Below are 13,992 nucleotides of genomic sequence, written 5' to 3'. Positions count from 1 at the left end.
AGTCGGCAAGTCCGGAGCGTATCCCGCACGGATCAGCAGTCGACGACAGTTATTGTCGGTGCCGACAGGCATGCTGAAGACACACACGAACACAACAAATCGATCGGGAGGAAATTATGTGTCTTCAATGCGATGGGATGTCGCGACGCCAGGTCCTGGACAGTTTTCAGTTCGATATCCGGCGATACGAATGGGCAGTGCAGTTCGTTGAGGGGGACGTGGACGATACGGCCCTCGGCTATACCGTGGGGCTGACCGAACTAAACCATCCCGAAATCGTCGTAACCGGCCGCACTATGGAGGAGACCTATATTATTCTCCGGGAACTGGCTCTAATGGTCCTGGATCATGGACATGTCCTGGACCCCGGCATGGAGCTTGATTTGCACAGCCGGCCGGTTTTCCTGGCACCAATGATGGAACCGGCCAAAGTCCTGCTCACGGCCAGAGACCTGTACGGTCCCAGCCTGTCGGCTGTACAAGCCGTATGGGTCGACGACGAGGGCAGATTCCCCTGGCAACAGGCAGTTCCGGATGTTCTCACCCAGCCGATTTATGGGATGTTCACCGTCTGAACACGATGGACATCGGCGTGGTTTCCGTCGTTTGCCCCTGGGGGTTGTCGCGGAAGACCGACTCGAGAGTTGCCTTCGACAGGTCAGTATCGTCGCCGAGGGCAACGCAGCCGAGGTCGTTGGCATCCATGATGGCGGTTCCAGCGAAATTCTTCACATGCTCAGCAGGAAGCTGTTCACGGACCAGGCGGCTGAGCCGCGCGGCAACACCTTCGGGATCCTCGGGAGCAAGCTTCACGGAGTGCGTCGAGGTTCCCACCTGGTACCCGGCGGCGCCATCAATCGCGTTGATGTTGTGGCCGACAACCTCGTAGAAGACACCCTTCTTGCCCTGCAGCTTTCCGAGCACACTGCGGCCCGACGCATACAGGATCCGGGATAGACCAACTTCATCGATTGCCAACTGCATGGACCACGGGCTGGCCAGTCCGATGCCGCCGGGATTCCGGCTGACGAACCGGCTGAGCAGCCGTGCGGCACTGGAAACCTTGATGTCCCAAACCGGAATGGACCGGCCCTGCGTCATCGCTACGATCTTCTCGCTGACGAACAGGTACCAGGGAACGTCTTTCACGATGTTGGCATGGTCGCCGCCGGCGTCCGGCAGTCCGCCAAAGAACCGCTGCACGTAGCTCAGGACCGCTGGTTCGAAATCGGTCTCACGGTAGAACACCTCAGTCCGCATCGGGTAGCGCCGGAAGGTTGACTCAACCGCACCGTCCACGTTGCCGCCGGTTCCCGCGACGACAGGTGTTGTGCCTCCGCCGGCCGGCGTGCCGTCGTCGTGCTTCACCGTGATGTCCAACTGCTTGGTGGGGTTGGGCTCATAATCGGTTTTCGGCTCGCTGCCGACCTTGGTTTCCGTCTCGTCGAAGTACTCGCGCAGCCACAACTCGGTATTGAGCAGCCGCCAGAACACCATGGTCGAGGCGCTGTTCTTGTCCTGCAGGTATTCCTCGAACGCGTACAGCACGGCGTCCTGGTCCCAGTAGGGCCGGTACTCGAAGGAGGAGGAGAGGAAAATCTCGTAAATCTTCTCCTTCATGAGTTTGAACCATTCGGCCTCAGGCGTGGTGAAGCCGATCTTGTTACGGCGGTTGCTGATCAACTCCGGCAGCAGGCCACGGGTGGCATCCCGCAGAATGCGCTTGTTCCACCCGCCCTTGATGATCGACTCGTCGTCGAGGCTGAAGAGGTACTTGACCACTTCCTTGTCCAGAAACGGAACGCGTCCCTCGAGCGAGAACCGCATGGTGTTCTTGTCCTCGTAACGCAGCACGGCAGGCAAGGACTTGTAGAACAAGTCGTCGATCAGCCGAAGCTTGAGGTTGTCCGGGATGTTGGAGAACTTCTCGTTGGCATACTTGCCCGTAAACTCCTTGCGCAGGAGCGAGGAGATGGCCAGACCCTTCCGGTTAGTGACCATGCCCCGCAGGCGGAAGCGGCCCAGCCGGTAGAAGATATCGAGTGCGGAAGTGACCTCCTTGGCCAGCTTCCGGTACTCGCCGCGGGTCTTGAGCTGGCGCAGATAGGCAAAGTAGTACGGAACATAGCCGGCCATCATCTCGTCGGCGCCCTGACCGTCCAGGAGAACAGTCACATGCTTGGACGCCTCCTGCATCACCCGGTACTGGGCGTATGGTCCGGAGGAAATGATGGGTTCTTCCTGGGTGCGGACGAAATCCTCCAGATCGGTGGAGAACTCGTCAGCCTTGGGAAGGATCTTGTGCGCGGTGACATTTCCCTGGCAGGTGTCCAGGACCGCGTCGGCGTAATTTTCCTCGTCGTTGATTGAGTTCGGGAAGACCGCGGAGAATGTCTGCTGGGTGGCACCGAGTGAGTCGGTGGCAGCGGCATGTTCCTGCATCAGCTTATTAATAGTGACGACGACGGCGGAGGAATCCAGCCCACCGGACAATGCGGTTCCGACCGGAACCTCGGACTGCAGACGCAGCCGCACCCCTTCGGTGAAGCGGCGGCGGTATTCGTTGATAACCTCGCGGCTGTACGGCGTTTCCACCGAGGCGAGCTCCGCCAGTTCCTCCTTGAGCCGCGTGTAGGAACTGACCTCGAATTCACCCGTGGACGTATCGATGACCATCTTTTCGCCGGGCATCAATTTCCGGATGCCGGCAAAGAAGGTTTCAGGTTCGTCGTCGTGGATCCGGAACTGGAGGTAGCGGTAGAGGATGCGCTCATTGGGACGGCGCTCAATCTTGTCGGCCGCAAGGATCGATTTAATCTCGGAGCCGAAGAGGATCTGCGGCTTATCGTCAGTGCCGGCATTGGCGTAATACAGGGGCTTGATGCCGAAGTGGTCACGGGCCAAAACGACGCGGGAACGCTTCTTGTCGTAGATGGCAAAGCCGAACATGCCGTTGAAGCGGTCAAAAGCCTCATCGCCCCACTCTTCGTAGGACTGCAGCAGCACTTCCGTGTCGGAGACGGTACGGAACGTGCGGCCCAGAGCTTCGAGCTCCGCCTTCAGCTCCAGGTAGTTGTAGATTTCACCGTTGTAGATCAGCACGACGTCGCCGTCGGCGCTGTACATCGGCTCCTGCCCATGTGCGACGTCGATAATCGACAGCCGCCGATGGGACAGTCCCACGGTACCTTCGCTGAAATAGCCCTCGCCGTCGGGGCCACGGTGCTGAATGCACTCGTTCATTGCTTCAAGAAGGGAGCTGTCCTCCGTGAAGCCACAGTATCCGGCGATTCCGCACATAGTGCCTACCTCATCTATTGCTGATCGGTCTCCCGTCAATGCTAATGGCTCCCGCCGACAGAAACTGACCCGACAGACACGACGCCGGAACAGCCCCCTATGATGTCTGGGTGACTAATTCAACCGGAACCGCGGACGGGCGGGGGCTGCACGTTGGCGTGCTCGCACTGCAGGGAGACGTCCGGGAACACCTTTACGCTCTCGAAGCCAGCGGTGCTACGGCCGGTTTGGTACGCCGGCCCGCCGATCTCGAGTCCATCGACGGGCTGATAATCCCCGGCGGGGAATCGACAACTATCGATAAGCTCAGCCGGATTTTTGGACTGGCCGGGCCGCTGAAAGAGCGTATCTCCGCTGGATTGCCCGTCTATGGTTCCTGCGCCGGAATGATACTGCTGGCCGACGGTATTGCCAATCCGGCCTACGACAGTGCGGGAAGTCCGCAGCAGACCTTCGGGGGCCTGGACATTACAGTGCGCCGCAACGTCTTCGGCAGGCAGCGGGAATCCTTCGAGGCAGATCTTCAGTTCGCGCAGCTTCCGTCCGACGGCGGCGAACCCGCCCCTGTCCACGCCGTCTTCATCCGGGCACCATCGGTCGAATGGGCCGGTCCCGGCGTCGACGTGTTGGCCCGCGTGGAGGCAACAGGTCCAGGTCATACGGAGCCGTTGGAAGGGACGGCTAGAATTGTGGCAGTACGTTCAGGCAGTAAGTTGGCGACCTCGTTCCATCCTGAGGTTACGGGGGAGCGCCGCATTCACGAACTTTTCATTCGCATGATCAGAGGAGAAGCGTAAAAGTATGTCGGGCCACTCCAAATGGGCAACCACCAAGCACAAGAAGGCGGTCATTGATGCCCGCCGCGCAAAGTCGTTCGCCAAACTGATCAAAAACATCGAAGTCGCGGCCAGGGCCGGAGGAGCCGACACGGCCGGAAACCCCGCTTTGGTGGAAGCAATCGCAAAAGCGAAAAAGACGTCCGTGCCCAACGACAACATTGACCGCGCCGTCAAGCGTGGCGCAGGCCTGTTGGGCGAGGCAGTCGAGTATCAGACGATCATCTATGAAGGCTATGGCCCCAGCGGCGCAGCGTTGCTGATTGAATGTCTTACCGACAACAAGAACCGCGCCGCATCCGAAGTGCGGTTGGCGGTTACCCGCAATGCCGGAAACATGGGCGATCCGGGTTCCGTCTCCTACATGTTCACCCGCAAGGGCGTCATCTCCCTGCCCAAGAATGACCTCTCAGAAGACGATGTCCTGCTGGCCGTTCTGGAGGCCGGCGCAGAACAGGTCAACGACGAGGGTGATTCCTTTGAGGTGATCTCCGAGGCTACGGACCTGCTGGAGGTACGCACCGCGCTGGAGGAAGCCGGAATCGAGTACGAGACAGATGAAGCCGCCTTCGTCCCCTCGGTTAAGGTTGAACTCGAACTGGCCGATGCACGCAAGTTCATGCGGCTCGTGGACGCCTTGGAGGAGCTGGACGACGTACAGAACGTGTACTCCAATGCGGACATCAGCGATGACGTACGTGACCAGCTGAACGAAGAAGACTAGATTTCCGTGCTGCAGCGCGGACCGGGCGCGCCGGCGGCGCCCTCAAGGGCGCGGCTGCCTGACAATCGGTGTTTGCGATCAGGCTGCCTCCTGTGACGCTCCGTGTTCTCGGCGTCGATCCCGGCCTGACCCGATGCGGATTTGGAGTGGTCGATGTTGAGGCCAACCGGCGGGCCACACTCGTAGCCGTGGGGGTAGCCGGGACTGAGCCTGCCGAACGTTTAGACCTGCGGCTGTTGGCAATTGCCCGGGCGGCGGATGAGTGGCTGGATACGCACAAACCGCAGATTGTCGCCGTCGAACGGGTCTTTAGCCAGCTCAATGTCAGCACCGTCATGGGAACGGCCCAAGCGTCAGGTGTCGTTATCGCGGCCGCGGCGCGCCGGGGGATCCCCGTTGCTTTGCACACTCCAACCGAAGTGAAAGCCGCAGTTACAGGCCACGGTTCTGCTGATAAAGCTTCGGTGACGAAGATGGTGACCAAAATTCTCCGGCTCACCGACCCACCCAAACCTGCCGACGCCGCCGACGCGCTTGCGTTGGCCATCACCCATGCGTGGCGTTCCGGACCGAATGCTGCCGGCGCTGAGCGGGGAGCTTCGATGACGGCTGCGCAGAAAGCGTGGGCCGATGCCGAATCGAAGGCAAAGTCAGGAACCGGACGCAACCGTTAAGGAGAGGCGGTGTGGCGGCACGGAAATGTCGGAGCCCCACGTTAGGGTTAGTAAATATGTTCGGTATACAGGCTGGACGCTAATGAGGAGGCCACTGCCATGATCAGTTCACTGCGCGGAACAGTTGCCCACGTCGGCTTGAACTCGGCAATCATCGACGTCAACGGCTTCGGCATGCTGGTTCAGGCAACGCCACAGACATTGAGCAGCCTGCAGGCCGGCCGGGAGGCAAGTGTCTGCACCGCGATGGTCGTCCGCGAAGATTCAATGACTCTCTACGGCTTTGAAGACGCTCAGCAGAGGGAGGTTTTCGAGACCCTGATCGGTGTCAGTGGTGTAGGTCCGAGGCTGGCCCTGGCGGTACTCGCGGTTCATGATCCGGAAGCAATCCGGGTGGCTGCGTCAGCCGGTGATGACAAAGCCTTCAGCAAGGTATCCGGTATTGGTCCCAAGGGTGCACGCCGGATCGTGCTTGAACTGGCAGGTAAGCTCGTTCCGCTCGAAGAAAAGGCAGCCCCCGCCGCGGGCTCGGCCTGGAAGCCACAGGTACTCGAGGCCATGACCGGACTCGGCTGGTCGGAAAAGGATGCTTCTGCCGCCATAGACGCAGCCGTGGAGGACGCTCCTGAACTCAAGGCACGGGCCAATGTCGCCGAAATCCTGCGCCTGACCCTCCGGCGCCTCGGCCAGGATGGTGCACGGAGTTCCCGGGCATCTTCGGACAAAGTGACTGCAGGTTCCTGATGGAGCCGGAATCAGAACAGGCAAATTCGCTGATCTCCTCCAACAGCGAACCGGAGGAGCGGGCCATGGAGGCTGCGCTCCGTCCCAGGAACCTTGACGACTTTGTGGGCCAGCAACGGGTCCGGCAACAACTCTCGCTGTTGTTGGAAGCCTCCCGGCTGCGGGACCGGAGCGCCGACCATGTGCTGCTTTCCGGTCCACCCGGTCTGGGTAAGACCACGTTGGCAATGATCATTGCTTCAGAGATGAACGCGCCACTGCGGATCAGCTCCGGTCCGGCCATTCAGCATGCCGGTGATCTTGCGGCCATACTGTCGTCGCTGGCTGAGGGAGAAGTACTGTTCCTCGACGAAATCCACAGGATGTCCCGTCCCGCTGAGGAAATGCTCTACATGGCGATGGAAGACTTCCGCGTCGACATCGTTGTCGGAAAAGGCCCCGGGGCAACAGCCATTCCGTTGGATCTCCCGCCGTTCACGCTGGTGGGCGCCACTACCCGCGCCGGGCTGCTGCCGGGTCCGTTGCGCGACAGATTCGGATTCACCGGACACCTGGAATTTTACTCGGTGGAAGAGCTCGAACTCGTGCTCAGGCGTTCGGCGATGCTGATGGATCTCAAGGTCAACTCCGCTGGCTTCAGTGAGGTAGCGGGCCGTTCCCGGGGTACACCACGTATTGCCAACCGCCTTCTTCGCCGTGTCCGCGACTGGGCACTGGTCCATGGGATCGAACAAATCGACTCGCGGGCCGCCTCGGCTGCGCTGGACATGTATGAAGTTGATGAAAAGGGCCTGGATCGTTTGGACAGGGCTGTCCTGCTGGCGTTGATCAACAAATTCCGCGGCGGACCGGTTGGTCTCTCCACCCTGGCCATCGCTGTGGGGGAGGAGCCGGAGACTGTGGAGACAGTTGCTGAGCCCTATCTGGTCCGCGAGGGACTGCTCGGTCGTACTCCGCGCGGACGGATTGCCATGCCGTCGGCATGGGAACACCTCGATCTGCCATTGCCCGCCCACATGTCGGCGGCCGGACAGGACGAATTGTTCGGAACCGGAACCGAAAATGTTCCGGAATGGCTACAGAACTCTCGATAAAACAGCATTTAGCGGCTTCTCCGACTAGACTGGTATGACATCCGGCACGATCGTGCCCAACCACTGTTGTGCAAACTGCCGGATTTGTGTGTCCAACGGCACGTTGGCGCATCCCATAGACCGCAGATGAAGAGGAACGGAACATAACTTTGTTCGTAAATGTTTTGGCCGAAAACACCCAAGGCTCAGGAGACGCACCAGCGTTTGACCCTTTCCTGCTGATCATGCTTGCCATCTTCGGCGTCTTCATCTTCATGATGTTCCGCAAGAACAAGAAGGCCCAGAAGCAGATGCAGCAGCAGCAGTCACAGATGGCGCCCGGCGTGGAGGTGATGACCAGCTACGGTCTCTTTGGCACCGTCGTCGCCCTTGATGAGGCTGAGAACAAGGTAGTCCTCGAACTGTCTCCGGGAAACCAGGCCACGGTTCACCGTCAGTCGGTCACCAAAATTGTGACCCCCGTCGAAGAGGACGACGACGCCGTCGTTCCCGATGATGCCTCGTCGCTGACCGGCACTGAGACCTCCGGACCCACCGGTGCTGCGGGGTCACATGCCGATGGCACCGTTGATTCCCCGGAGGAAACTGTAAACCGCCCCGGCAAGGATGAAAACGACAAGGACCGCTAGTCGCTATGCCACGTACCGGTACAACCGCCGTAGCCAGACGGGTCCTCGTCTGGCTCGGTGTACTAACTGCGCTGCTCACCGCTTTGCTGGCAGGGGGCACCAACTGGGGTAATGCCAGTTGGGTCCCCAAACTTGCTCTCGACCTTGAGGGCGGCACGCAGATGATTCTGACTCCGGAGGTTACCGGTGATGCTGAAATAACTGACGAGCAGTTGCAGCAGGCTGTCCAAATTATCCGGCAGCGTGTTGACGGGTCCGGAGTCTCCGAAGCTGAGATCACCACCCAGTCGGGCGACAACGTCGTTGTCAGCCTCCCCGGCATCCCCTCGGCAGAGACCCGTCAGCTGATTCAGACCTCCGCCGAACTCCAGTTCCGTCCGGTCCTGGAGGTGGCAAATGGCGCAGCTGTTCCCAAGGATCAGCGGACTCCCGAGGACCAGCTGCCGACACCTTCGGCTGAGCCGACCGGCGCCAGTGATCCAAACTGGATCGACGCCGATCTCCAGAAGGAATTCGAGGCCCTGAACTGCACGGGCAAGGCTGCGAACGCCCCTGTTGAGGACAAGCCATTGGACCAGGCCGTAGTTGCCTGTGACCCGGATACCGGCGCGAAGTACATTCTGGGTCCGGTTGAAGTACAGGGCGACCAGATCACCGACGCCAGTTTTGGGCAGGTGCAGAGCTCCACTGGTTCCACGCTGAACCAATGGGCCGTCAATATCGAGTTCAACGACGAGGGAACACAAGAGTTTGAAGACGTGACAACGCGTCTCTTCAGCCTTGACGGAGCGCGGAATCAGTTTGCTATTGTCCTCGACGGCAAAGTCATTTCCGCTCCCACCACCAATGCCGTGATCTCCGACGGACGGCCACAGATCACCGGCAACTTCACGGAGGAGTCTGCCCGGGCCCTCTCCGAGCAGCTTAAATACGGTGCCCTGCCTATTAGTTTTGAAATCCAGAGCGAGAACCAGATTTCCGCCACACTCGGAGAGGATCAGCTGCGTTCGGGAGTACTGGCCGGTGTTATAGGGCTGCTCCTGGTCGTCGTTTACTCGTTGTTCCAGTACCGCGCTCTGGGATTCGTTACCGTCGCATCATTGGTGGTGGCGGGCGTTCTAACGTATTTGGCAATCTGTATTTTGGGCTGGACCGAGAACTACCGCCTGTCCCTGGCCGGCGTCGCGGGCCTGATTGTGGCTATTGGCCAGACTGCGGACTCGTTCATTGTCTACTTTGAACGCATCAGGGATGAGCTCCGCGATGGGCGCGGTCTCGTTTCAGCTGTGGAGAACGGCTGGCGCCGGGCCAAACGTACGGTTCTCGCTTCGAAGGCCGTTAACCTCCTGGCCGCCGTCGTGCTCTACTTTGTCGCGGTGGGGAACGTTCGGGGATTCGCTTTCACTTTGGGATTGACGGCCATTGCGGACCTGATCGTGGTATTCATGTTCACCCATCCCACGCTGCAGTTGCTCGCACGCACCAAATTCTTCGGCGGGGGCCACAAACTCTCGGGCCTTGACCCGGCCGGACTGGGGGTGCTTCCGCTATACCGTGGTGGCGGCCGCCTGCGTCAGACCATCGACCGCACTCCGCCCAAGACCGGGAAAAACGCGGTCGCTGCAGGCGAAGCGGGTCGACGGCAGACCATCGCCGAGCGACGGCTGGCGGAGAAACAGGAGTCCATGGCCGGCTCTTCCAAGAGCCAGGACGAGGAGACCAAGTAATGCCTAGTTTTGCAACGTTCGGCAATGAGCTCTATACCGGCAAGCGATCCTACGATTTTGTGGGCAAGCGCAAGCTTTGGTTCTCCATCACACTGGTGCTGATCGTTGTTTCGATCATCATTCCTATAGTCAAAGGCGGGTTCAACCTCGGAATCGATTTCCGCGGTGGCTCCCAATTTACGGTGTCCAACGTAGTCGACGAGGAAATTACCCCCGGCGAGGAAGCAGTAACCTCCGTAGTTCCGGAAGCCGAACCCCGGGTAACGAATATTTCCAACAACACCATGCGGGTGCAGACTGACCAGTTGAGCGACGAACAGACGCTCGACGTGCGGGATGCGCTGCGGGATGCTTACGGCGTCTCGCAGCAGGAAGTAACGTCCACCTATATCGGACCGGCGTGGGGACAGGATGTCACCCGGCAGGCGATACAGGGACTGATCATCTTCGTGGCCCTGGCCGCCGTGATGATGGCGATCTACTTCCGCACTTGGAAAATGTCGCTGGCTGCGGTCAGCGGTATGGTCACCGTGCTGGTCACGTCAGCCGGATTGTATTCGCTGAGTGATTTCGAAATCACGCCTTCGGCTGTGATTGGGTTCCTGACGATCCTCGGTTACTCGCTTTATGACACCGTGGTCGTTTTCGACAAGATCCGGGAGAACACGCTGGATATCGACAAGTCGACTAAGAGGACCTTCGCCGAACAGGTGAATCTGGCCACCAACCAGACACTGGTGCGCTCAATTAACACGTCGGTGGTGGCTGTATTGCCGGTCGCCTCAATCCTGTTTATTGGCGTCTACCTGCTTGGCGCCGGTACGCTCCGCGATCTGGCCCTCGCCCTCTTTGTCGGCATTATCATCGGTGCGGCAACGACTATTTTCGTCGCGGCTCCGATGTATTCCATGCTCCGGGAAGGGGAACCCGAACTCCAGCGGCAGGCAAAACGCGTCCGTCAACGGCGTGCCCAGGAGGAAGCCGAAGCATCGCGGGAAACTGCTACGGCCTAGCCAGTTGACATCAGGACCGGTCGGCTACCCTGAGCGGGTACGCCGGCCGGCCCTGTTTAAGTCCATGCCATTGCGGGCTTAGACTAGGAAAGGACCGTGAGCCAAGAGGTTGTAAACGGGGCAATGCACGACGGCTTCCGCCCGTCGGCGGAGGGAGAAGAGTGGAGGATCGCAGTCCGGCCAGCGGCCACTCAAGCCAACAGGCCGACGTCGGCACCGGCGCACTTCAAGACGTGCGTATTGAGTCGCGCGCCCCAACGACTCCTGCCCGGCCTGCCCCGAGCGACACTGCGGAAACCGGAGCGGTAGAGCGTACCGACGGCGCGGCCGGAGCCGCCCCGGAATCCCGTCCTACGTTCCCCGGGAGGCGGGAACGTACGCGCGCCAGGATTGCCCGCCTGACCGGCCGGGGGCCCAGTGGATACTCGCCCATTCTCGAGCCGCTGCTTCGCACTGTCCGGGCGAACAATCCCAAAGAGGACTTCGACCTTATTCAGCGGGCATTCGTTGTTGCCGAACGCAGCCATGAAGGGCAAAAGCGGAAGAGCGGCGATCCCTACATCACGCACCCGGTTGCAGTAGCGACCATTCTTGCCGAACTGGGCATGACCGGCACAACGTTGGCTGCGGCTCTGCTGCACGACACCGTCGAAGACACGGACTACACATTGGGCCAGCTCCGTGAGGAGTTTGGGGCTGAGGTAGCCATGCTGGTCGACGGCGTCACGAAGCTGGACAAGGTGACCTTCGGCGAAGCGGCCCAAGCCGAGACGGTGCGCAAAATGGTCGTTGCGATGGCCAAGGACATTCGTGTGCTGGTTATCAAGCTCGCAGATAGACTGCACAACGCCCGGACATGGCGCTTCGTTTCGGCAGAGTCCTCGGCGCGCAAAGCCCACGAGACGCTGGAGATTTTCGCCCCGCTGGCACACCGATTGGGTATGAATGCGATCAAGTGGGAGCTGGAGGACTTATCGTTTGCCGCCCTGCACGCGAAGGTGTACGAAGAGATCGTACGAATGGTGGGGGAGAGGACGCCCGAACGCGAGAAGTACCTCTCGACCGTCCGCAACCAGATCTCGGAGGATCTGAAGGCAGTCAAGATCAAAGCCACCATCACCGGCCGCCCCAAGCACTACTATTCCATCTACCAGAAGATGATTGTGCGTGGTAAGGACTTCGATGACATCCATGACCTGATGGGTGTTCGTGTCCTCGTGGATTCGGTACGTGACTGCTACGCGACTTTGGGGTCACTGCATTCCCGGTGGAACCCGCTGCCGGGGCGTTTCAAAGACTACATCGCGATGCCGAAGTTCAACATGTACCAGTCGCTGCACACGACGGTTATTGGTCCCGGCGGCAAGCCCGTGGAGATCCAAATCCGCACTCATGACATGCACCGCCGCGCAGAATACGGTGTGGCAGCGCACTGGAAGTACAAAAACCAGGGCCATACCGGCACGGAACACAAAGACGGCGACATGGACTGGCTTCGGTCGCTGGCCGACTGGCAGCAGGAGACCGCTGACCCGGACGAATTCCTCGACTCGCTGCGGTTCGAAATTAATGCCCAGGAAGTCTTCGTCTTCACGCCTAAGGGCGAAGTGATGGCCCTGCCCTCCGGATCCACTCCAGTGGACTTCGCCTACGCCGTCCACACCGAAGTGGGGCACCGCACGATTGGCGCCAGAGTCAACGGCAAACTCGTGCCCCTGAACAGTGTCCTTAACCATGGTGACTGGGTGGAGGTCTTCACTTCCAAGGCGGAGGGCGCCGGGCCGAGCCAGGATTGGCAGGGCTTCGTCAAGAGCCCACGGGCCCGCAACAAGATCCGCCAGTGGTTCACCAAAGAGCGCCGCGAAGAAGCGATCGAGAAGGGCAAGGACCAGCTCACACGGGCCATGCGGAAGCAGAACCTGCCGCTGCAGCGAATGATGACACACGACGCGCTGACTGCCGTGGCTCAGGAGATGCGATACGTCGACATTTCAGGGCTTTATGCCGCGGTCGGGGACAGCCACGTTTCGGCTGCCAGTGTGATAGATAAGCTGGTGGAGTCCCTCGGCGGCCACGAACCGGCTGAAGAGGAATTCCCCGAAGTCGCAGTACCTCCCGGCCACGGCCGCTCGAAATCCACTGATTCGGGCGTGATGGTCAGGGGTGTCGAAGACGTTTGGGTGAAGCTGGCCCGCTGTTGCACCCCTGTGCCCCCGGACGCCATCCTTGGTTTCGTCACCCGCGGTTCCGGTATTTCGGTCCACCGCAGCGATTGCCGGAATGCCCAGCAATTGCTGGACCAACCGGACCGGATCGTGGAAGTCGAATGGGCGCCTACCCAGTCCAGCGTCTTTTTGGTGGAGATCCAGGTCGAGGCACTGGACCGGAAGAGCCTGCTCTCCGACGTCACGCGTGTCCTGTCGGAAAGCCACGTCAACATCCTCGCGGCGAGTGTCAGCATTTCCAGGAACCGGGTCGCTCTATCGAAGTTCGCATTCGAGATGGCGGACCCGAAATATCTCAGTCACGTGCTGAGCGCGGTCCGGCGCATCGATGGCGTTTTCGATGTCTACCGGACTACGGATTCCCAACGCCGCAGCTAGCCTTCCCTGCCTCCTCCATCAATTCATGCACCAGGGTGAGTGCAGCCCGTTTCCGGGGAACCCGGACCAAGACTTCCAGCGCCTGTTTCACATCGTCCAGCGTGCAGACCAGCGCGGAGTTCGCGGTCAACGCCTTGATCCAAGGAGCGGCTTGGGCTTCCGGAGAATACAATGCGAGATCTCTGGCAGTTCGTATCGGCGTGGTCACGATGGTATTGGACAATGTCAGCGTATCGGAAGCCGGCAAATGAACTTCATGGATCAAGTTGCCGCTGAATGGACCGACGGAAGTCGTGCGCCGGTTACGGTCGATCAGCAGATTTATCCTGGCCGGAGCGGGAGCGCAGCCGTAAATCCAGGCTGCACTTTGGCGGCCGATTACGCCCTTTTTGAGCAGTCCTGCCGACACCGCATCGGCCATGGCGCCAGCCCGCAGGGCCGGAACAGCCCGTGTTCCTGGCCGGACGTACGTCGATCCGAAGACATGGGTCAGGAGACCATCCAACGCCATTGATTGCAGCTCGGCCGCCGTAAACGGATTGCCTGCCCGGAACACCCTCGCTGATGAGGTCGGAACCATCCCCGGAACAGTGGCACTGCGCGCGGTCGGTGCTGTTTGCGGGGCGGAGGGCATGGTCCAAGCCTGCC

General features: G+C 60.2%; 12 protein-coding genes. 10 read left to right on the top strand and 2 right to left on the bottom strand.

The window, feature by feature from the left end; all coding sequences use genetic code 11:
* Window positions 1–116: 116 nt before the first annotated feature.
* On the top strand, window positions 117–575 hold the full coding sequence (locus ACX80B_RS14950) for a DUF4262 domain-containing protein (protein ID WP_459297543.1): 459 nt from the start codon (window positions 117–119) through the stop codon (window positions 573–575).
* On the opposite strand, the gene asnB is transcribed toward ACX80B_RS14950, so the two are convergent.
* Window positions 565–3,300, bottom strand: a complete 2,736-nt coding sequence (asnB, locus tag ACX80B_RS14945; RefSeq protein ID WP_459297541.1) for an asparagine synthase (glutamine-hydrolyzing) — start codon at window positions 3,298–3,300, stop codon at window positions 565–567. The two genes, ACX80B_RS14950 and asnB, sit on opposite strands and share 11 nt — an antisense overlap.
* A gap of 110 nt (window positions 3,301–3,410) precedes the next feature.
* On the opposite strand from asnB, the gene pdxT reads away from it, so the two are divergent.
* The 9 genes from pdxT (at window position 3,411) to ACX80B_RS14900 (ending at window position 13,344) form a co-directional block, all read left to right on the top strand.
* Entirely contained in the window at window positions 3,411–4,097 is a 687-nt protein-coding gene (gene pdxT, locus ACX80B_RS14940; RefSeq protein WP_459297539.1) for a pyridoxal 5'-phosphate synthase glutaminase subunit PdxT, read from the top strand.
* A 4-nt stretch (window positions 4,098–4,101) separates the two neighbouring features.
* Window positions 4,102–4,860: a YebC/PmpR family DNA-binding transcriptional regulator gene (locus ACX80B_RS14935; RefSeq protein WP_459297537.1), complete on the top strand. Its 759-nt coding sequence runs from the start codon at window positions 4,102–4,104 to the stop codon at window positions 4,858–4,860.
* Window positions 4,861–4,952: 92 nt separating this feature from the next.
* The gene (gene ruvC / locus ACX80B_RS14930; RefSeq protein ID WP_459297535.1) at window positions 4,953–5,534 is read left to right on the top strand and encodes a crossover junction endodeoxyribonuclease RuvC; all 582 of its coding nucleotides are present in this window, start codon (window positions 4,953–4,955) and stop codon (window positions 5,532–5,534) included.
* A 99-nt stretch (window positions 5,535–5,633) separates the two neighbouring features.
* The gene (gene ruvA / locus ACX80B_RS14925) at window positions 5,634–6,278 is read left to right on the top strand and encodes a Holliday junction branch migration protein RuvA (protein ID WP_459297533.1); all 645 of its coding nucleotides are present in this window, start codon (window positions 5,634–5,636) and stop codon (window positions 6,276–6,278) included.
* Entirely contained in the window at window positions 6,278–7,372 is a 1,095-nt protein-coding gene (gene ruvB / locus ACX80B_RS14920) for a Holliday junction branch migration DNA helicase RuvB (RefSeq protein ID WP_459297531.1), read from the top strand. The genes ruvA and ruvB overlap by 1 nt, the downstream gene beginning before the upstream one ends.
* 149 nt (window positions 7,373–7,521) lie before the next feature.
* Entirely contained in the window at window positions 7,522–8,001 is a 480-nt protein-coding gene (yajC, locus tag ACX80B_RS14915; protein WP_459297529.1) for a preprotein translocase subunit YajC, read from the top strand.
* Window positions 8,002–8,006: 5 nt separating this feature from the next.
* Window positions 8,007–9,728, top strand: a complete 1,722-nt coding sequence (gene secD / locus ACX80B_RS14910; RefSeq protein WP_459297528.1) for a protein translocase subunit SecD — start codon at window positions 8,007–8,009, stop codon at window positions 9,726–9,728.
* Window positions 9,728–10,741 carry a protein translocase subunit SecF gene (gene secF, locus ACX80B_RS14905; RefSeq protein ID WP_459297526.1) on the top strand — a complete coding sequence of 338 codons (1,014 nt, stop codon included), beginning with the start codon at window positions 9,728–9,730 and terminating at the stop codon, window positions 10,739–10,741. Before secD ends, secF begins: the two co-directional genes overlap by 1 nt.
* 389 nt (window positions 10,742–11,130) lie before the next feature.
* Window positions 11,131–13,344: a RelA/SpoT family protein gene (locus tag ACX80B_RS14900; RefSeq protein WP_459297606.1), complete on the top strand. Its 2,214-nt coding sequence runs from the start codon at window positions 11,131–11,133 to the stop codon at window positions 13,342–13,344.
* Here ACX80B_RS14900 and ACX80B_RS14895 read toward each other — a convergent pair.
* Window positions 13,319–13,978 carry a type IV toxin-antitoxin system AbiEi family antitoxin gene (locus ACX80B_RS14895; protein WP_459297524.1) on the bottom strand — a complete coding sequence of 220 codons (660 nt, stop codon included), beginning with the start codon at window positions 13,976–13,978 and terminating at the stop codon, window positions 13,319–13,321. The two genes, ACX80B_RS14900 and ACX80B_RS14895, sit on opposite strands and share 26 nt — an antisense overlap.
* Between the last annotated feature and the right edge of the window lie 14 nt (window positions 13,979–13,992).

The organism is Arthrobacter monumenti, from assembly GCF_054511255.1.
This window is presented reverse-complemented; position numbering and strand designations above follow the sequence as displayed.

Coding starts and splice junctions, on each gene's coding strand:
- secD (WP_459297528.1), top strand. CDS start 8,007: ATGCCACGTACCGGTACAACCGCCGTAGCCAGACGGGTCCTCGTCTGG.
- secF (WP_459297526.1), top strand. CDS start 9,728: ATGCCTAGTTTTGCAACGTTCGGCAATGAGCTCTATACCGGCAAGCGA.
- ACX80B_RS14950 (WP_459297543.1), top strand. CDS start 117: ATGTGTCTTCAATGCGATGGGATGTCGCGACGCCAGGTCCTGGACAGT.
- ruvA (WP_459297533.1), top strand. CDS start 5,634: ATGATCAGTTCACTGCGCGGAACAGTTGCCCACGTCGGCTTGAACTCG.
- ACX80B_RS14935 (WP_459297537.1), top strand. CDS start 4,102: ATGTCGGGCCACTCCAAATGGGCAACCACCAAGCACAAGAAGGCGGTC.
- asnB (WP_459297541.1), bottom strand. CDS start 3,300: ATGTGCGGAATCGCCGGATACTGTGGCTTCACGGAGGACAGCTCCCTT.
- ACX80B_RS14895 (WP_459297524.1), bottom strand. CDS start 13,978: ATGCCCTCCGCCCCGCAAACAGCACCGACCGCGCGCAGTGCCACTGTT.
- ruvB (WP_459297531.1), top strand. CDS start 6,278: ATGGAGCCGGAATCAGAACAGGCAAATTCGCTGATCTCCTCCAACAGC.